The organism is Bradyrhizobium sp. MI1.4 (genome assembly GCF_055811315.1).
Genome location: NZ_JBVVPP010000013.1, coordinates 153,533 through 169,494, shown reverse-complemented (window position 1 = coordinate 169,494; position 15,962 = coordinate 153,533). Strand labels below are relative to the sequence as shown.

Sequence of the window (15,962 nt, the reverse complement as noted above, 5' to 3'; positions counted from 1 at the left end):
GATCCGGACGTGCGTCTCGCGCTGGATCGCGAACAGGTCCTGATGCGCCAAACCCGCCTTGGGGGGGGGGGGGGGGCCCCCCCCCCCCGCCTGCCTGGTCTGGAGGCCGCCGTCGCCGTCATGAATTTGTCGCCCACCGGCGATCTCGATGAAGCCGCCGCCAATCTGTTCGGCTATCTTCGCGCCCTCGATGCTGGGGGGCCGCGGGCGATCGCCGTGATGGCGATCCCCGAAGAGGATCTGGGCGAAGCGATCAACGACCGGCTGCGCCGGGCGGCTGTGGCGCGATAAGAGCGAAGCAAGAGACAAGACAATGAACATTAATCATCCCGCCACCCCTCCGCTTGCGCCCGAGCTGATCGAACAATTCCGCAAGATCGTCGGCGAGAGGCACGCCATCACCGATGTAGCCGACATCGAGGCCTACGTCACCGAAGAGCGCAATCTATTCCACGGCCGCTCGCCGCTGGTGCTGCGCCCGGGCTCGACCGCGCAAGTCGCCGCAATCTGCAAGCTCGCCTCCGAGCACAAGATCGCGCTGGTGCCACAGGGCGGCAACACCGGGCTCGTCGGCGGCCAGACCCCGCACAATGGCGAGGTGGTGGTGTCGCTGCGCCGGCTCGACAAGATCCGCGAGATCGACACCGCCTCCAACACTATGACCTGCGAGGCCGGCGTCGTGCTGCAGATCGCGCAGCAGAAGGCCGCGGACGTGGACCGGCTGTTTCCGCTGTCGCTGGGGGCGGAGGGCAGCTGCACCATCGGCGGCAATCTCTCGACCAATGCCGGCGGCACGGCCGCGCTGGCCTATGGCGTCGCGCGCGAGATGGCGCTGGGGCTCGAGGTGGTGCTGGCGGACGGTCGCGTGCTCAACGTGCTGTCGAAGCTGAAGAAGGACAACACCGGCTACAATCTGCACAACCTGTTCATCGGCGCCGAAGGCACGCTCGGCATCATCACGGCGGCGACGCTGAAGCTGTTTCCGAAGCCGCGGTCGATCGAGACCGCCTTCGTCGGGCTGAAGTCGCCGGACGCCGCGCTGAAGCTGCTGGCGATCGCGCAAAGCGAGGCCGCCAATGCGCTGACGAGCTTCGAGCTGCTCTCGGAGATGGCGGTCGATTTCTCGATCCGCCACGGCATCGACGTGCGCGATCCGCTCGCGCAAAAGCATGCCTGGTACGTGCTGATGGAATTGTCGTCGCCCGGCGATGACGCCCGGACGCCGCTGGAAACGATCCTTGGCCGCGCCATGGAGGACGAGATCGTCGACGACGCGGTGATCGCGGCCAATCTGACCCAGCGCGCCGGCTTCTGGAAGCTGCGCGACGAAATGTCGTCAGCACAAAAGCCGGAGGGCGGCTCGATCAAGCACGACATCTCCGTGCCGGTGGCCACCGTGCCGGCCTTCATCGCCGAGGCCAATGAAGCCGTGGTGAAGCTGATTCCCGGCGCGCGGCCGGTGCCGTTCGGCCATCTCGGCGACGGCAATCTGCACTACAATGTCAGCCAGCCCATCGGCGCCAACACCGCGGACTATCTGGCGCGCTGGCACGAGATGAACGCGGTCGTGTTCGCCATCGTGCTGCGTATGGGCGGCTCGATCTCGGCGGAGCACGGCATCGGCGTGCTCAAGCGCGACGAGTTGCCCGACGTGAAGGACAAGACCGCAATTGAGTTGATGCGACAGCTCAAGGCGATGCTCGATCCGCTTGGAATCATGAACCCGGGAAAAGTGCTGTGAGTGGGCTCAAGATCGACGCGATCACCGAGGCCGATGTCGAGCCCGTGGTCGCGCTGTGGCAGCGCTGCGGGCTGACGCGGCCGTGGAACGATCCGCATGCCGACATCGCGCTGGCGCGACGGCGCGACAATTCCACCATCCTGCTCGGCCGCGACAACGGCGCCATCGTCGCCACCGTCATGGTGGGCCATGACGGCCATCGCGGCTGGGTCTATTACGTTGCGGTCGATCCGGATAGCCAGAAGCGTGGCTACGGCCGAGTGATCATGGCCGCGGCCGAAGACTGGCTGCGCGCGGCTGGAATTTTGAAGCTCCAGCTGCTGGTCCGGCGCGGCAATGAGCAGGCCAATGCGTTCTACCAGTCGCTGGGTTTCGAGGAATCGACCTCGGTGATGTTCCAGAAGTGGATCGACGGCCGCACCACAACGCCAAGCAACTGAGATCGAAGCATGACCATATCCGACCGCGTTCGCATCAAGGACGTCCGCGTGCTCTCGGACGGCTGGACCCCCCTCAAGACCACCACGTTCGAGTACCGGCGCGCCAATGGCGAATGGCAGACGCAGCACCGCGAGACCTATGAGCGCGACAACGCCGCCGCCGTGCTGCCCTACAACCGAGCGCGGCGCACGGTGATCCTGGTGAAGCAATTCCGCTTGCCGGCCTTCATCCGCGGTTACGACGATCTCCTGATCGAAGCCGCCGCCGGGGTGCTCGACGACGCCTCGCCCGAGGTGCGCATCCGCGCCGAGGCCGAGGAGGAAACCGGCTATCGCCTGCACCACGTCCACAAGGTGTTCGAAGCGTTTATGAGCCCCGGCGCCATCACCGAGAAGCTGCATTTCTTCGTCGCCGAGTACGAGCCGGAGATGCGGGTCAGCGACGGCGGCGGCCTCGAACACGAAGGCGAGGACATCGAGGTGCTGGAGCTCGGCATTGACGAGGCGCTGGCGATGATCGCGGACGGGCGTATCATCGACGCCAAGGCGATCATGCTGCTGCAGCATGTGGCGCTGCATGTGTTTCGGTAGGTTGTCTTCCTTCCTTCTCCCCTTGCAGGAGAAGGTGGCGCGAAGCGGCGGATGAGGGGTTTCTGTCCGCGCGCGCATCTCATGCAGTTGAGCACGCGAGAGACCCCTCACCCGTCTCGCCGCTTCGCGGCAAGCCACCCTCGCCCGCAAGGGGAGAGGGGAAAAAGCGGACCTGGCTCTATCAGTGCAATTCTGACCTGCATTGCCCCGCCCCCCGTTGAGCTCACCCCCGACTATCTCTAGTCTGTCGCCAACAAGAACCAGGAGACGCGCCCCATGTCCGCTTCGCGCGACGACGAATTCGGCTTTGCGCCCGACTATGACGCCCCCGTTCCCTATATGCAGCGCACGCGGGACTATTACGCCGCGATTGGCTACACCACGGCGTATCGCTGGGCTCACTACACCGAGGCGCCGTTCCAGCCGCTAAAGAAGCCGTTGTCGCAATCAAGCGTCACCATCATCACGACCGCCGCGCCATACGACCCCACCAAGGGCGACCAGGGACCGAGCGCGGCGTATAATGGCGGCGCGAAATTCTACCAGGTCTATGAGGGCGACACGGCGAAGCCCCACGACCTTCGCATCTCGCATATCGGCTACGACCGCAAGCACACCACGGCCACCGACAACGGCACCTGGTTTCCGCTGCCGCAACTCTTGAAGGCGAGCGCGGCGGAGCGCATCGGCGAGGTGGCGCCGCGCTTCTTCGGCGCGCCGACCAACCGCAGTCATCGCGTCACCCTCGACACCGACGCGCCGGAAATTCTGGCGCGCTGCCTTGCCGACAAGGTCGATGTCGCCGTGCTGGTGCCGAACTGTCCGGTCTGCCACCAGACCACAGCGCTGGTGGCCCGGCATCTCGAGGCGAACGGCATTCCGACCGTGATCATGGGCTGCGCCAAGGACATCATCGAGCACGCCGCCGTGCCGCGCTTCCTGTTCTCGGATTTCCCGCTCGGCAATTCCGCCGGCAAGCCGCACGACATCGCCTCGCAGGCGCAGACGCTCGAGCTGGCGCTCAGACTGCTGGAGACCGCGAGCGGCCCGCAGACCACGATGCAGTCGCCGCTGCGCTGGAGCGAGGACGCTTCCTGGAAGCTCGACTACAACAACGTCGCGCAGCTCTCAGCCGAAGAGCTGGCGCGCCGCCGTGCCGAATTTGACAAGCAGAAGGAGATCGCGCGCGGCAATCGCGCGGCCTGACGTCCTCCGACAACCAAAACAAACAGGGAGAGCGACGTGACGCGACCGTTCGAGGGCGTGAAGATCCTGGACTTCACGCAAGTGCTGGCCGGCCCCTATGCGAGCTACCAGCTCGCGCTGCTGGGCGCCGACGTCATCAAGGTCGAGCGGCGCGAGGGCGAGGACATGCGCCGCACGCCGCTGTCACGCGAATGGGCGGAGCGCGGGCTCGCGCCCGCGTTCCAGGCCATCAACGGCAACAAGCGCAGCCTGACGCTCGACCTGCAAAAGCCCGATGCGATCGCGATCGTGAAGAAGCTCGCCGCGCAAGTCGACGTCGTCATGGAGAATTTCCGCCCCGGCGTGATGGACAAGCTCGGCATCGGCTACGAGGCGCTGTCCGCGATCAATCCGAAGCTGATCTACTGCGCGGTGTCCGGCTTCGGCCAGACCGGTCCGGACCGGCTGCGCCCCGGCTATGACGGCAAGATGCAGGCGCTGTCCGGCATCATGGCGATCACGGGTCATCCCGAGACTGGGCCGACCCGCGCCGGCTTTGCGGTGTGCGACGTGCTGTCGGGCGCCACCGCTGCGTTCGGCGTGTCGAGCGCGCTTTACCAGCGCGACCGCACCGGCAAGGGCCAGCTCATCGACGTCTCCATGCTGGAGGCGACGATGGCGTTCCTGTCGGGGCAGATCGCGGACTGGTCGGTCGCGGGCCATCGCCAGCAGCTGTCGGGGAATCAGGCCGTCAGCCGCAGGACCACGGCGAATTTGTTTAGATGCGGCGACGGTCACATCCTGCTCGCCGTCAACAACGAGAAGCAATATCGCGCACTGATGTCTGCGCTCGGCCGCGAGGACACGCTCAGCGATCCGCGCTTTGCCGACTGGTTTGCGCGCAACGAGAACGAGCCGGCGCTGCGCGCCATCATCGAAGAGGCGCTCGCGGCAAGGCCTGCGCGCGAATGGGAGACCATTCTGGAAGACGCCGGCGCGCCCTGCGCCAGCATCTGGAAGGTCGAGGAAGTCATCGACCATCCGCAGATCAAGGCGCGCGGCGCGATCCAGGAACTCGATACGCCCTACGGCCGGCTTCGTTTCGCCGGCAGCGGATTCAAGCTCGCGCATGGCGGCGGCAGGCTCGACCGGATGGCGCCGGAGCTCGGCGCGGATACGGATGCGGTGCTGGGCGAGCTGGGATTTGACGCAGCGGAGATCGCAGCACTACGGGCGCGGGAGATCGTGTAAGGGCGAAGCCGCTTAAAACAACGACCCCTGCCCGTCATCAGCCGGCCCGGCCGCCGCTTTCCGCACCACCTTCTTCTTCGGCGCCTCCGCCTCCATGTCCTCCGCGCTGATCGGCAGGAGCAACTGGTCGTCGTCATTGGCGACGCGGTTGACGCGGGTGGAGACCGGGTGCCAGGCGAATTCGCCGATGCGCGGGGCGGTCATCAGCGGCAACACCGCATCGAGGTCATCGCTGCGGCTGTCGAGCCAGCGCTCGAAATCGCGCGGGCTGATGGTGACGGGCACGCGATCATGGAGCGTGGCGAGATCCTCGCTCGCCGCCGCCGTGACGATCGCGACCGTGTCGAGCTCCTCGCCGTTCGGCCCGACCCAGGTCTCGAACACCGCTGCAAAGCCGAGCGGCGCGCCGCCGGCGCGATGGATGAAGAACGGCTGCTTGCGCCCACCCTCCGCCTTCCATTCGTAATAGCCGTCGGCCGGAATCAGGCCGCGGCGCCGGCGAATCGCGTTCTTGAAAGCGGGCTTCTCCAGCACGGTCTCGGAACGGGCATTGATCAGGAGCGAAAATCCCTTGGGATCCTTGACCCAACCCGGCAGCAAACCCCAGCGCATCAGGCGAAAATGGCGCGCGCCGTTCTCGGCCAGCACGACCGGAATCGGTTGTGTCGGGGCCACATTGAACCGGGGCGGGAAGTTCGGCTGCTCAATGTAGCCGAACAGTTGCCGCAAAGCCGCGGGGGCCGAAGTTATGACGAAGCGTCCACACATCCTTGAGGGCCTATATAGGGTCCGTTCAGGTCCTTTTAACCCCGAACGTTAACACTGCGGCAGATGAGCTCAACGGTCTCCCAGCCGGCGCGAATGCATGGACAGACGGGGCCCGAGGCTGCAGCCTGGGCCGAGCGGCTGCGCGTGGCCAACATCAACCCGCGGACCGGGCTTGCCACCGACTATCTCAACCATTTCAATGAAGCCGTGATGCTGCTGGAAATGGTCCCCGACATGCCGGAATGCGCGGAAGATTTTCTGACCTGGTCGCCGCTGTCCTATGCCGAGCATTTCACCGCCTCGAACTTCAAGGCCCGGGATCTGGCGATCGAGGCCTATGAAAAGGCCGACCCGAACGTGCGCGCCCAGTTCGACCACCTCACCGACACCATGACCTCGATCCTGACGGCGGTCGGCTCGGCCATGCGCGAGGTCGAGAAGGACACGACCCGCGTTCGCCTCGCCGAGCAGGCCGCCCACTGGGTCAAGCCGCTGATCGCGGCCTGCGGCGGCATCATCAATGGCGGCGCGGAAGCCGACGTCGACAACATCATGGCGAACTGAGCCCGAGCAGGTGAAGTCATGGCTGCGATCGTTCAGCCCACCCGTCCCCAGATCGCGGTCAGTGCCGCGATTTTTCGTGACGGCAAGGTGCTTCTGACCCGTCGCGCACGCTCGCCGGCAAAGGGGTTCTATTCGCTGCCGGGCGGCCGGGTCGAGTTCGGCGAATCGCTGCACCAGGCGCTGGCGCGCGAGATCGACGAGGAGACCGGGCTAGATATTGAAATCATTGGCCTCGCGGGCTGGCGCGAAGTGCTGCCGGCCGCGGCCGGCGCCGGCCACTACCTGATCATGTCCTTTGCCGCCCGCTGGGTGGCCCGGGAGCCGGTTCTCAACGACGAGCTCGACGACTACCGCTGGATCGCCCCAAAGGCCCTGGCGAGCCTTGGCGACCTCAAGCTGACCGGCGGGCTGGAAGAGGTCATCCAGTCCGCTCACCGGCTGATGGGCCCCTGACGGCCCCGCCTTGCGTCTATCGCCCCGAGGAGGCATACACCCGGCCGATGTCGACGCGATTTCTGGCCATTTTTGCCCTGATTCTCGCCTGCGCCTCGGTGCCCACGAGGGCTCAGGACGGGGCAGCGCCGTTTGACGGCGATTTGCAGCGACTGGCGGAGATCCTCGGCGGGCTGCACTATCTGCGCGGCATCTGCGGGTCCAACGAGGGCAACAAATGGCGCAGCGAGATGCAGGCGCTGATCGATGCCGAAACCCCCGCCGGCGAACGCCGCACCCGCATGATCGCCGGCTTCAACCGCGGCTATAACGGTTTTCAGCAGACCTACCGGAGCTGCACGCCGGCCGCGACGGTGGCGATCCGCCGCTATATCGAGGAAGGCGCCAAGATCTCGCGCGATCTCACGGCGCGTTACGCGAACTGAGACAGCGGCGGGAACCCTGTCATCGACTTTGTACACAGCCGTTAACCGTTCCTAAAGATGTGGCCTAGCGGGCGTTAACGTGCGTGCTACACCTCTCGCACAGCGCATCGCCGTGGATTGCGCCCCAGCCCCGACGAGTTTCATGAGCCATCCAGTGTCCTACGCTCCCGCACGCGCGCCGCTGCCCGATCACGAGCAGAAGCAGGCCGCACTGAGTTATCTCAACGAGGCCTGGGCCGAAGCGCGCCATGATGGCGTCGACGGCGACTGCCTGGCGCAGGCGAGCCTGTTTGCGGCCCTTGCCGAGCTCGTCGGCACCTATGGCGAGGACGCGGTGGCGAAGTTCGTCGAAGGCTTTCCCGGCCGCATCCGCAACGGCGAATTCTCGGTCGACATTTCCAGACAGTAAGTCTTTCTCCAGGCAGTAAGCCTTGCCGAAAATGACCCCGCCACGTAGGCGGGGCCAGCTTCGGTCGGGAATACGCTCCGAGCCCGTTACGGCTCGATCTTGAGCGTCGCTTTCATGTTGGGATGAAAGCGACAGTAATAATCGATCGTGCCCGCCTTCTTCAGAACCAACGTCCCTGATTTTTTCGCCGGCAGGTTGACGTCGAAATCGCCGTTCCTGGCTGTCGCGGTGTGGACGAAGACGTCCTTGTTGATCCATTCAATGGTGTCGCCGACCTTGGCCGAAGCGTCTTTCGGCGACACTTCGAGATTCTCCATCGTGATCTCGATGGTCGCAGCGTGCGCCGGGACGGCCACCGCCACGAGCAGGACCGCTGTCGCGATCGCGGACAATCGTCCCAGCATCATCGCCTCCCTATTTCAGCTCCGCCGCGACGTGCTCGGCGTGCTGCTGATGGCCCTGGAAGATTTTCAGGCCGGTCTGCAGCAGGCTCTTCAGTTCGGCATTGCTGGCGGACGGAATGAGCTGGGTTTCCAGCGCGCCGTTGACCGTCTTGTGGTAGGCGACCTCGTTCGCGACATAGGCCTTGTCGAAGGCCGCACCGCTCAGCTTGTCCAGTTCGGCGAGCTTCTCGCTCGCCTGCTTTGACAGCGCTTTGCTGGTGTCGTTGTCTTCAGGCGTGACGTTCAGCTTCTTGACCAGCGCGAGCGCCTGCTTGTTGACGGCCTCGTGGTCGCGCAGCATGTCCTCGGCAAACGCCTTCACGTCCTTATTCTTGGCTTTCTTCTGCGCCTGCTTGGCTGCGTTGATGTCGATCACGCCCGCGGTGTAGGCGATATGGGCGATCTGCGGATCGGTCAGCTTGTCGGCTGCTCTGGCGCCTTGCAGCAGCGCGGGGCTCGACAACAAAATTGCAGCGGCGATCGCCGTGGTCCAACGAACGAACATGGTTTGACACTCCTGTGGTGCCGGACGTTTTGCCGGCGCGTTGCTTCACAGGCGTTGGATGGAATTCTCGCGCAAACGTTCCCGAAAAATTCAGCCGCCGATGCCAAGCCGCTTCAGCACTGACACGGTCAGCCGCTCGCAGCGCCACCCGGCGAACGGGAACGCATCCATCACCACCGGACCGATCTCCTTTTCGACGTTCTCGCGCAGCATGGTCCGCGCACGGTGCAGCCGCGTCTTCACGGTCTCGGGCCTGACGCCGAGCAGCTCGGCGGTCTCCTCGATGTTCATCCCTTCCATGACGCGGGCGACGAAGACCATGCGGAAGACATCCGGTAATTCATCGATGGCGCGCTCGACGACGCGCTGGATTTCACGTTGGGCCATGGTCCTTTCCGGATCGCCTGGGGGAGAAGCGGGAAATTTGATGATCTGCGCCTCGAGCGTCGCTTCGGGCACCGAGCCGAGCTCGACCTGCGGCCTGGCGCTTCGCGCCCGGCCAAGTGCCTCGTTGATGGCGATGCGCGACAGCCACGTCGACAGTCCGGATTCGCCGCGGAATCCGTCGAGATGGGTGAAAGCGCGGACATAGGTTTCCTGAACGACATCCTCGGCTTCGCTGTCGCTGCGCAGAATTCCGCGCGCCAGACGATAGAGCCTGCGGTTGTTGGCCTGCATGATCTCGCGCAGCGCGGCCTCGTCACGGCCCCGCGCCCGCTCGACCAGTTCGGCTTCCAATGTCCTGATTTCTGAAGTCTTGGCGCCGGCGGACAGGCCGGCTGCGATCCGTGGCATGGCGGTCACCTGCTCGTTTGGCTTCGTTCCGGACATTGGATGCCGCCCCAAGGGAAAGGTTCCCAACTTTCTGTCCCTCCCCTGGGGAGGGGCCAAGGAATGTCCTAATCCGTCTCGATCGGCAGCGCCGGATCCTTCGCCCACTCCCCCATCGAGGCATCGTACAGCGTCAGCTTGTCGTAGCCGAGCTGCGTCAGCAGCAGCAGGTCGATCGTCGCCGAGATGCCGCCGCCGCAATAGCAGATCACGTTCTTGTCGCGGGTGACGCCTGCCGCGGCGAATTTGGCTTCGGCATCGGCGAGCGTCGTCAGCGTCTTGTCGGCATTGGTGAGAACTGCCGCTGATACGTTGACGCTGCCGGGAATGCGGCCGGGCCGCCCGTAGCGACTCGGCTCGAGGCCGCGATGAAATTGGGGACCGAGCGCGTTGACGATAACAGTCGCGGGATCGCCCAGCCGCGCCTTCACTGCATTCTTGTCGACGAAGAAGCCTGCGCGCGGTGTGGCCTTGAAGGTCGTGGCCGGATAGCCCTTCGGGGCGCCTGTTACGACTGGGCGTCCCTCGTCCTTCCATTTGTCGAGGCCGCCGTCGAGCACCCGCGCGTCGACGCCGAGCGAGCGCAGCATCCACCAGACCCGCGTCGACCACATCATGGTGCCGATGCTGTAGAGCACGACGGACTTGGATGCATCGAGGCCGTGGCGGCCGAAGGCGGCCTCCAGCTGGGCCACATCAGGCATCATGAAGAATTGCTGCGCAGAGGCGTCGGAGAACTCGCCTTGCAGGTCGAGAAAATCGGCCCCCGGAATATGGCCGGCCTCGAACGTCTTATCGCCCGGCACGGCGCGATAGGGCACATCGCTGCCTGGCGGCACCGGCTCGTTGTAGGTCGTGCAGTCGTAGAGGCGCAGGTTGGGATCGCCGAGCTGGGCTGCAAGTTGCTCGGTGGTGATGAGGGGTGTCGGTTCGGTCATTCACTCCTCCCTCAGCGTCTCCAGAAACCGCACCGGCTCACCTTGCGCGGCCGTCACGAGCTCGCCCTGCCACATCACGCGGCGGCCGCGGATGAAGGTGCCTACGGGCCAGCCGGTGACGCGCAACCCGTCATAGGGGGTCCAGCCGGCCTTGGACGCGACCCATTTGTTGGTGATGGTCTCGCTGCGCTTGAGATCGACGACGGTGAAGTCGGCGTCATAGCCGGCGGCGATCCGCCCCTTGCAGGCCATGTTGTAGAGGCGCGCGGGGCCGGCGCTGGTGAGATCGACGAAACGCGCCAGCGACAGCCGACCCGCATTGACGTGGTCGAGCATGAGCGGCACCAGCGTCTGCACGCCGGTCATGCCGGAGGGCGAGGCCGGATAGGTCTTCTGTTTCTCTTCCAGCGTATGCGGGGCGTGGTCCGAGCCGAGCACGTCGATGATGCCCTGCTCGATGCCGCGCCAGATCCCGGCGCGGTGATCGGCGCCGCGCACCGGCGGGTTCATCTGGGCCAGCGTGCCGAGCCGCTCGTAGCATTCGGGCGCAACCAGCGTGAGATGATGCGGCGTCGCCTCGCAGGAGGCGACGTCCTTGTGGTCGCGCAAAAATTCGATCTCTTCCTTGGTCGAGATATGCAGCACGTGGATGCGCTTGCCGGTCTCGTGTGCGAGCTTCACCAGCCGCTGCGTCGCCATCAGCGCGGCGGTCTCGTCGCGCCACACCGGGTGCGAGCGCGTGTCGCCCTCGATACGCAGCGATTTGCGGTCGTTGAGGCGGTATTCGTCCTCGGCGTGGAACGCCGCGCGGCGCCGGATCACCTGGAAGATGCGGCGCAGGCTTTCGTCATCCTCCACCAAGAGCGCGCCGGTCGAGGAGCCGATGAACACCTTGACGCCGGCGCAGCCGGGCGCACGCTCCAGCACCGGCAGGTCCTGCACATTCTCGCGGGTGCCGCCGATGAAGAAGGCGAAGTCGCAATGCATGCGGTGATGGGCGCGCTTCACCTTGTCGGTGAAGGTGGCCTCCGTCACGGTCAACGGCGCGGTGTTTGGCATCTCGAACACGGCGGTGACGCCGCCCATTACGGCGCTGCGCGAGCCGGTCTCGAGATCTTCCTTCTGCTCCAGCCCGGGCTCGCGGAAATGCACCTGCGTATCCATCACGCCGGGCAGGATGTGCAGGCCCTTGCAGTCGATCACTTCCGCGGCGGAAGCCTGCGACAGCGCGCCGATCTCGGCAATGCGACCGTTGACGACGCCGACATCGCGGGTCCCCTCGCCGTCCTGGTTGACGACAGTGCCGCCCTTGAGGATCACGTCGAAACGCTGGGTCATGGCTGAAGGCCTCTCTCGTCCCCAAGCGCGGGGCTTGAGGTCTTGTCGTTTTTGCCTTGCGGGCTTACGTTCCGGAGCAACATGTCGCAAGAGATTTTCGTATGAAATCAGCGTTTCTTCCGGACCGGGGCGTGATCAAGGTCGCGGGCGAGGATGCGCGCAACTTCCTCAATGGCCTCGTCACGACCGATGTCGACAAGCTGAAGCCGGGCCTGGGCCGATTCGGCGCGCTGCTGACGCCGCAGGGCAAGATCATCGTGGATTTCCTGATCACGGAAGCGCCTGCCGGCCATGGCGGCGGGTTCCTGATCGATTGCCCGAAGCCGCTTGCCGACGGCCTCGCCACCAAGCTGAAATTCTACAAGCTGCGCGCCAAGGTCACGGTGGAAAACCTGTCCGAGGATCTCGGCGTGCTCGCGGCCTGGGACGGCAAGCCTGCGGCCCAGCCCGACCTCGCCTTCGCCGATCCGCGCAATGAAGACCTCGGCTATCGCATCCTGATCCCTCAAGACCTCCAACAGAAGCTGTCCGATCTGATCGGCGCCGAACTCGTCGACGCCGCCGCATACGAGGCCCACCGCATCGCGCTCGGCGTGCCGCGAGGCGGGCTCGATTTCACCTACAGCGATGCGTTCCCGCACGAGACCAACATGGACCGCCTTTCCGGCGTCGATTTCGACAAGGGCTGCTATGTCGGCCAGGAGGTCGTCTCGCGCATGCAGCATCGGGGCACCGCGCGCACCCGCAGCGTGAAGGTGCTGCTCGAGGATTTCTCGCCTGAGCCCGGCGTCAGCGTCATGGCCGGCGATAAGCCGGTCGGCACGATGGGCTCGTCGGCGAAAGGAAAGGGTATCGCGCTGGTGCGCATCGACCGCGTCGCCGATGCGCTCGATGCGGGACAGGCGCTGACTGCCGGTGGGCTCGCTGTGAGGCTTGCGGAACCAGACGTCGTGCGCATTCCAACGAAGCAACCCATCGCATGAGCCGTGCCCCTCGCCTGCATCCCGACGGAAAGACGCGTTGCCCCTGGCCCGGCGAAGATCCGCTTTACGTCGCCTATCACGATACTGAATGGGGCGTGCCGGAATATGACGACCGCGCGCTCTATGAGAAGCTGATCCTCGACGGTTTCCAGGCCGGCTTGTCCTGGATCACGATCCTGCGCAAGCGCGACAATTTTCGCAAAGCCTTCGACGATTTCCAGCCGGAAAAGATCGCACGCTACAACGAGAAGAAGGTTCACGCGCTGATGAACGATGCCGGCATCGTGCGCAACAAGGCCAAGATCGACGGCGCGATATCAAGCGCGAAATCCTATCTCGCCATCATGGAGAAGGGCCCCGGCTTCTCGAAATTCCTGTGGGACTTCATGGACGGAAGGCCCAAGGTCAATCATTTCAAGACCACCGCGAGCGTGCCTGCCTCGACGCCGCTCTCCATGCAGATCTCCAAGGAGCTGGCCTCGCGCGGCTTCAAATTCGTCGGCCCGACCATCGTCTATGCCTTCATGGAGGCGACCGGCATGGTCAACGATCATCTCGTCGACTGCCATTGTCACGCGAGCTGCGGCAAGTCGCAGCGCAAGCCGCGCCTCAAGGCCAAATGAGCGCGAAGAAGACGGACCGCGGCGCCGACACCCGCGCCTGGCAACGCATGCTGTCGGGCCGGCGGCTCGATTTGCTCGATCCCTCCCCGCTCGATATCGAGATCGCCGACGTCGCGCATGGGCTGGCGCGTGTTGCCCGCTGGAACGGCCAGACCATCGGCGCACACATCTTCTCTGTCGCGCAGCATACGCTGCTGGTCGAAACCGTGATGCGGCACGAGAATCCCCGCGTGGATCAGCGCATGCGGCTTGCCGCGCTGCTGCATGACGCGCCCGAATATGTGATCGGCGACATGATCTCGCCGTTCAAGGCCGTGCTCGACGGTCATTACAAGGCGGTCGAGAAACGTCTGCTCGGCGCGATTCACATCCGCTTTGGCCTGCCGCCGGTACTGCCGGACGAGATCACGCTGGCGATCAAGGCCGCCGATCGCGGCGCGGCCTATCTGGAGGCAACGACGCTTGCCGGCTTCAGCGAGAGCGAGGCCAAGCGCCTGTTCGGCAAGGATCCCGGCCTGTCCGACAGCGTCCGGCGCGACTATCTCACCCCCTGGACGGCTGCCCGGGCCGAGAAGCAGTTTCTGGAGCGGTTTGGCGCCGTGTTTGCGTGATCGTTGTCGTGGGTTAGAGTCCTGCAGGGCGGGCAAAGGGGCCCTTGCCGCCCACTGTTTTGCGCAATGAGACGAAAGTGGTGGGTACGCTTCGCTTTGCCCACCCCGCCAACGCTCGCTATAATCTGCGGAAAAAGGTCCGCCATGATCCACGTCTGCTCCCTCGCCGCCCTTCCCGAAACCGTCCGCCTCACCAAGGCCAGCCACGTGCTGACCGTGATGGCCAATGTCGAACAGGTGGCGCGGCCGGTGTCGGTGCTGCCGGCCAACCATCTCAAGGTGTCGATGGACGACATCACCGAGGAGATGGACGGCTTCGTCGCGCCGTCGGAAACGCATATCGAGCAGGTGCTGAACTTCGTGCGCGGCTGGGACCGCGACGCGCCGCTGGTGGTGCATTGCTATGCCGGCATCAGCCGCTCCACCGCGAGCGCCTTTGCCGCCGTGTGCGCACTCAATCCGAATCGCGACGAGACCGAGATCGCGAAGAAGATCCGGGCGGCGTCCCCGATCGCCTCACCGAACCGCCGCATCGTCGGCCTTGCCGACCGTGCGCTGGGGCGCAACGGCCGCATGCTGCGCGCACTCGACGAGATGGGCCCGGGCGCGATGATGGTCGAGGGCCGCCCCTTCGTGATCGAGCTCGAATGACAGTTGCGCACCACAGCACAGGTGTGCCCCCTCTCCCGCTTGCGAGCAGAGCAATCGCATGCGAGCCTTTACGCAGACGCCTCCACATCGTCATGGCCGGGCTTGTCCCGGCCATCCACGACCTTTGCTGCGGCACGAAGAACGTGGATGCCCGGGACAAGCCCGGGCATGACCAGTTCACGGCCGCACCGGCGATCGCCATCGCATGAGCGAAAAGCTGCTGACGCCGATCGAGATCGGCCTGACCGCCGCGATCGTCGCGATCGAGGATCACGAACCGCTGATCCTCACCGCGCGCGACAGTGACGGCCTGGCCGGCCTGCCGTTCGGCCCGTTCGATGCGCCTAGCCATCGCACTTTCGAGATCGGGCTGCGGGCGTGGGTCGAGGAACAGACGGGCCTGCGGCTCGGCTATGTCGAGCAGCTCTACACGTTCGGCGATCGCGGCCGGCATGCCGAGGCTGGCGACACCGGCGCGCACATGGTGTCGATCGGCTATCTCGCACTGACGCGCGCCTTCGGCGGCGAACTGGCAGCCACGAGTGCGAGCTTCGCGCCGTGGTATCGCTTCCTGCCTTGGGAGGACTGGCGCGAGGGGCCGCCCGCGATCATCGCGGACGACATCATCCCGGCATTGACCGGCTGGGCCGAAGAGGAGACGCCGGAGACGACGCGCGCATTGCCGCGCAAGGATCGGATGCGGTTCTATTTCGGTCTCGACGGCGCGTCCTGGGACGAGGAGCGCGTGCTCGACCGCTACGAGCTCCTGTACGAGGCAGGGCTGGTCGAGGAAGCGCGGCGCGATGGTCGCCCTGCGGCATTAGCGCGCAAGGCGCTGTCCGCGCTCGGCACATCCATGCGCTTCGACCACCGCCGGATTCTTGCGACAGCGGTCGCGCGACTGCGTGCAAAACTGAAGTATCGTCCTGTGGTCTTTGAACTTTTGCCCGCCGAGTTCACACTTACCGAATTGCAGTATACGGTGGAGGCGATCTCCGGCCGACACCTGCACAAACAAAATTTCCGCCGCCTGGTCGAAATGGAAGCCCTGGTCGAACCGACCGGGGTGATGTCGACACAGACGGGCGGACGTCCGGCGGCGCTCTACCGCTTCCGTCGCGACGTGCTTCAGGAGCGACCCGCGCCGGGCTTGCGCGTACGCTCCCGGCGCTAACCCGAGATATGCGTGATCGGCCCCTGCCCGCCGGTTGC

21 protein-coding genes are annotated in these 15,962 nt (G+C 65.2%); 15 read left to right on the top strand and 6 right to left on the bottom strand.

The window, feature by feature from the left end; translation table 11 throughout:
* The 6 genes from AC0L23_RS17750 to AC0L23_RS17725 all read left to right on the top strand — a co-directional run.
* Positions 1–291 (top strand): Sua5 family C-terminal domain-containing protein (locus tag AC0L23_RS17750; protein ID WP_473357172.1); only part of this gene is annotated, 291 nt, incomplete at its 5' end.
* Positions 292–313: 22 nt separating this feature from the next.
* A complete protein-coding gene (locus tag AC0L23_RS17745) occupies positions 314–1,741 on the top strand; it encodes an FAD-binding oxidoreductase (RefSeq protein WP_085352584.1) in 1,428 nt (475 codons plus the stop codon).
* A complete protein-coding gene (locus tag AC0L23_RS17740; RefSeq protein ID WP_085352585.1) occupies positions 1,738–2,181 on the top strand; it encodes a GNAT family acetyltransferase in 444 nt (147 codons plus the stop codon). Before AC0L23_RS17745 ends, AC0L23_RS17740 begins: the two co-directional genes overlap by 4 nt.
* 9 nt (positions 2,182–2,190) lie before the next feature.
* Positions 2,191–2,772 carry an NUDIX hydrolase gene (locus AC0L23_RS17735; RefSeq protein WP_085352586.1) on the top strand — a complete coding sequence of 194 codons (582 nt, stop codon included), beginning with the start codon at positions 2,191–2,193 and terminating at the stop codon, positions 2,770–2,772.
* Between the two features lie 276 nt (positions 2,773–3,048).
* Complete coding sequence (locus AC0L23_RS17730; protein ID WP_085352587.1) at positions 3,049–3,978, top strand: glycine reductase; 930 nt, start codon at positions 3,049–3,051, stop codon at positions 3,976–3,978.
* Positions 3,979–4,014: 36 nt separating this feature from the next.
* Positions 4,015–5,208, top strand: a complete 1,194-nt coding sequence (locus AC0L23_RS17725; RefSeq protein WP_085352588.1) for a CaiB/BaiF CoA transferase family protein — start codon at positions 4,015–4,017, stop codon at positions 5,206–5,208.
* Between the two features lie 12 nt (positions 5,209–5,220).
* Here the strand turns inward: AC0L23_RS17725 and AC0L23_RS17720 are convergent, their stop codons facing one another.
* The gene (locus tag AC0L23_RS17720; RefSeq protein ID WP_085352589.1) at positions 5,221–5,976 is read right to left on the bottom strand and encodes an SOS response-associated peptidase; all 756 of its coding nucleotides are present in this window, start codon (positions 5,974–5,976) and stop codon (positions 5,221–5,223) included.
* A 63-nt stretch (positions 5,977–6,039) separates the two neighbouring features.
* Between AC0L23_RS17720 and AC0L23_RS17715 the strand changes: the two genes are divergently transcribed.
* The 4 genes from AC0L23_RS17715 to AC0L23_RS17700 all read left to right on the top strand — a co-directional run bounded on the left by AC0L23_RS17715 (position 6,040) and on the right by AC0L23_RS17700 (position 7,827).
* The gene (locus AC0L23_RS17715; RefSeq protein WP_085352590.1) at positions 6,040–6,540 is read left to right on the top strand and encodes a hypothetical protein; all 501 of its coding nucleotides are present in this window, start codon (positions 6,040–6,042) and stop codon (positions 6,538–6,540) included.
* 18 nt (positions 6,541–6,558) lie between these two features.
* Positions 6,559–6,993 (top strand): NUDIX hydrolase, encoded by a 435-nt coding sequence (locus AC0L23_RS17710; RefSeq protein ID WP_085352591.1) that lies wholly within the window; start codon positions 6,559–6,561, stop codon positions 6,991–6,993.
* 47 nt (positions 6,994–7,040) lie between these two features.
* The gene (locus AC0L23_RS17705) at positions 7,041–7,418 is read left to right on the top strand and encodes a TIGR02301 family protein (protein ID WP_007607220.1); all 378 of its coding nucleotides are present in this window, start codon (positions 7,041–7,043) and stop codon (positions 7,416–7,418) included.
* A 142-nt stretch (positions 7,419–7,560) separates the two neighbouring features.
* Positions 7,561–7,827 carry a hypothetical protein gene (locus tag AC0L23_RS17700; protein ID WP_007594892.1) on the top strand — a complete coding sequence of 89 codons (267 nt, stop codon included), beginning with the start codon at positions 7,561–7,563 and terminating at the stop codon, positions 7,825–7,827.
* Between the two features lie 86 nt (positions 7,828–7,913).
* Here AC0L23_RS17700 and AC0L23_RS17695 read toward each other — a convergent pair whose 3' ends face one another.
* From AC0L23_RS17695 to AC0L23_RS17675, 5 genes are all read right to left on the bottom strand, one after another.
* On the bottom strand, positions 7,914–8,231 hold the full coding sequence (locus AC0L23_RS17695) for a cupredoxin domain-containing protein (RefSeq protein WP_018458822.1): 318 nt from the start codon (positions 8,229–8,231) through the stop codon (positions 7,914–7,916).
* A gap of 10 nt (positions 8,232–8,241) precedes the next feature.
* Entirely contained in the window at positions 8,242–8,775 is a 534-nt protein-coding gene (locus tag AC0L23_RS17690) for a DUF4142 domain-containing protein (RefSeq protein ID WP_085352592.1), read from the bottom strand.
* 90 nt (positions 8,776–8,865) lie between these two features.
* Positions 8,866–9,570, bottom strand: coding sequence for an RNA polymerase sigma factor (locus AC0L23_RS17685; protein WP_085384928.1), 705 nt, complete (start codon positions 9,568–9,570; stop codon positions 8,866–8,868).
* A 104-nt stretch (positions 9,571–9,674) separates the two neighbouring features.
* Positions 9,675–10,544 carry a sulfurtransferase gene (locus AC0L23_RS17680; RefSeq protein WP_085361348.1) on the bottom strand — a complete coding sequence of 290 codons (870 nt, stop codon included), beginning with the start codon at positions 10,542–10,544 and terminating at the stop codon, positions 9,675–9,677.
* Positions 10,545–11,882, bottom strand: coding sequence for a dihydroorotase (locus AC0L23_RS17675; protein ID WP_018458826.1), 1,338 nt, complete (start codon positions 11,880–11,882; stop codon positions 10,545–10,547). It lies immediately after the preceding gene.
* A 101-nt stretch (positions 11,883–11,983) separates the two neighbouring features.
* Here AC0L23_RS17675 and ygfZ point away from each other — a divergent pair, with 101 nt between their 5' ends.
* From ygfZ to AC0L23_RS17650, 5 genes are all read left to right on the top strand, one after another.
* Positions 11,984–12,865 (top strand): CAF17-like 4Fe-4S cluster assembly/insertion protein YgfZ, encoded by an 882-nt coding sequence (ygfZ, locus tag AC0L23_RS17670; RefSeq protein WP_018458827.1) that lies wholly within the window; start codon positions 11,984–11,986, stop codon positions 12,863–12,865.
* Complete coding sequence (locus tag AC0L23_RS17665; protein ID WP_085361347.1) at positions 12,862–13,488, top strand: DNA-3-methyladenine glycosylase I; 627 nt, start codon at positions 12,862–12,864, stop codon at positions 13,486–13,488. Before ygfZ ends, AC0L23_RS17665 begins: the two co-directional genes overlap by 4 nt.
* Entirely contained in the window at positions 13,485–14,099 is a 615-nt protein-coding gene (locus tag AC0L23_RS17660; RefSeq protein ID WP_085352596.1) for a YfbR-like 5'-deoxynucleotidase, read from the top strand. The genes AC0L23_RS17665 and AC0L23_RS17660 overlap by 4 nt, the downstream gene beginning before the upstream one ends.
* Positions 14,100–14,243: 144 nt before the next feature.
* Positions 14,244–14,750 (top strand): tyrosine phosphatase family protein, encoded by a 507-nt coding sequence (locus tag AC0L23_RS17655; protein WP_007607206.1) that lies wholly within the window; start codon positions 14,244–14,246, stop codon positions 14,748–14,750.
* Positions 14,751–14,955: 205 nt separating this feature from the next.
* On the top strand, positions 14,956–15,924 hold the full coding sequence (locus tag AC0L23_RS17650) for an NUDIX hydrolase (protein ID WP_018458831.1): 969 nt from the start codon (positions 14,956–14,958) through the stop codon (positions 15,922–15,924).
* The last annotated feature ends 38 nt before the right edge of the window (positions 15,925–15,962 follow it).

Coding starts and splice junctions, on each gene's coding strand:
- AC0L23_RS17730 (WP_085352587.1), top strand. CDS start 3,049: ATGTCCGCTTCGCGCGACGACGAATTCGGCTTTGCGCCCGACTATGAC.
- AC0L23_RS17710 (WP_085352591.1), top strand. CDS start 6,559: ATGGCTGCGATCGTTCAGCCCACCCGTCCCCAGATCGCGGTCAGTGCC.
- AC0L23_RS17675 (WP_018458826.1), bottom strand. CDS start 11,882: ATGACCCAGCGTTTCGACGTGATCCTCAAGGGCGGCACTGTCGTCAAC.
- AC0L23_RS17715 (WP_085352590.1), top strand. CDS start 6,040: ATGAGCTCAACGGTCTCCCAGCCGGCGCGAATGCATGGACAGACGGGG.
- AC0L23_RS17745 (WP_085352584.1), top strand. CDS start 314: ATGAACATTAATCATCCCGCCACCCCTCCGCTTGCGCCCGAGCTGATC.
- AC0L23_RS17720 (WP_085352589.1), bottom strand. CDS start 5,976: ATGTGTGGACGCTTCGTCATAACTTCGGCCCCCGCGGCTTTGCGGCAA.
- AC0L23_RS17680 (WP_085361348.1), bottom strand. CDS start 10,544: ATGACCGAACCGACACCCCTCATCACCACCGAGCAACTTGCAGCCCAG.
- AC0L23_RS17690 (WP_085352592.1), bottom strand. CDS start 8,775: ATGTTCGTTCGTTGGACCACGGCGATCGCCGCTGCAATTTTGTTGTCG.
- AC0L23_RS17685 (WP_085384928.1), bottom strand. CDS start 9,570: ATGCCACGGATCGCAGCCGGCCTGTCCGCCGGCGCCAAGACTTCAGAA.
- AC0L23_RS17665 (WP_085361347.1), top strand. CDS start 12,862: ATGAGCCGTGCCCCTCGCCTGCATCCCGACGGAAAGACGCGTTGCCCC.
- AC0L23_RS17655 (WP_007607206.1), top strand. CDS start 14,244: ATGATCCACGTCTGCTCCCTCGCCGCCCTTCCCGAAACCGTCCGCCTC.
- AC0L23_RS17695 (WP_018458822.1), bottom strand. CDS start 8,231: ATGCTGGGACGATTGTCCGCGATCGCGACAGCGGTCCTGCTCGTGGCG.
- AC0L23_RS17735 (WP_085352586.1), top strand. CDS start 2,191: ATGACCATATCCGACCGCGTTCGCATCAAGGACGTCCGCGTGCTCTCG.
- ygfZ (WP_018458827.1), top strand. CDS start 11,984: ATGAAATCAGCGTTTCTTCCGGACCGGGGCGTGATCAAGGTCGCGGGC.
- AC0L23_RS17700 (WP_007594892.1), top strand. CDS start 7,561: ATGAGCCATCCAGTGTCCTACGCTCCCGCACGCGCGCCGCTGCCCGAT.
- AC0L23_RS17705 (WP_007607220.1), top strand. CDS start 7,041: ATGTCGACGCGATTTCTGGCCATTTTTGCCCTGATTCTCGCCTGCGCC.
- AC0L23_RS17650 (WP_018458831.1), top strand. CDS start 14,956: ATGAGCGAAAAGCTGCTGACGCCGATCGAGATCGGCCTGACCGCCGCG.
- AC0L23_RS17660 (WP_085352596.1), top strand. CDS start 13,485: ATGAGCGCGAAGAAGACGGACCGCGGCGCCGACACCCGCGCCTGGCAA.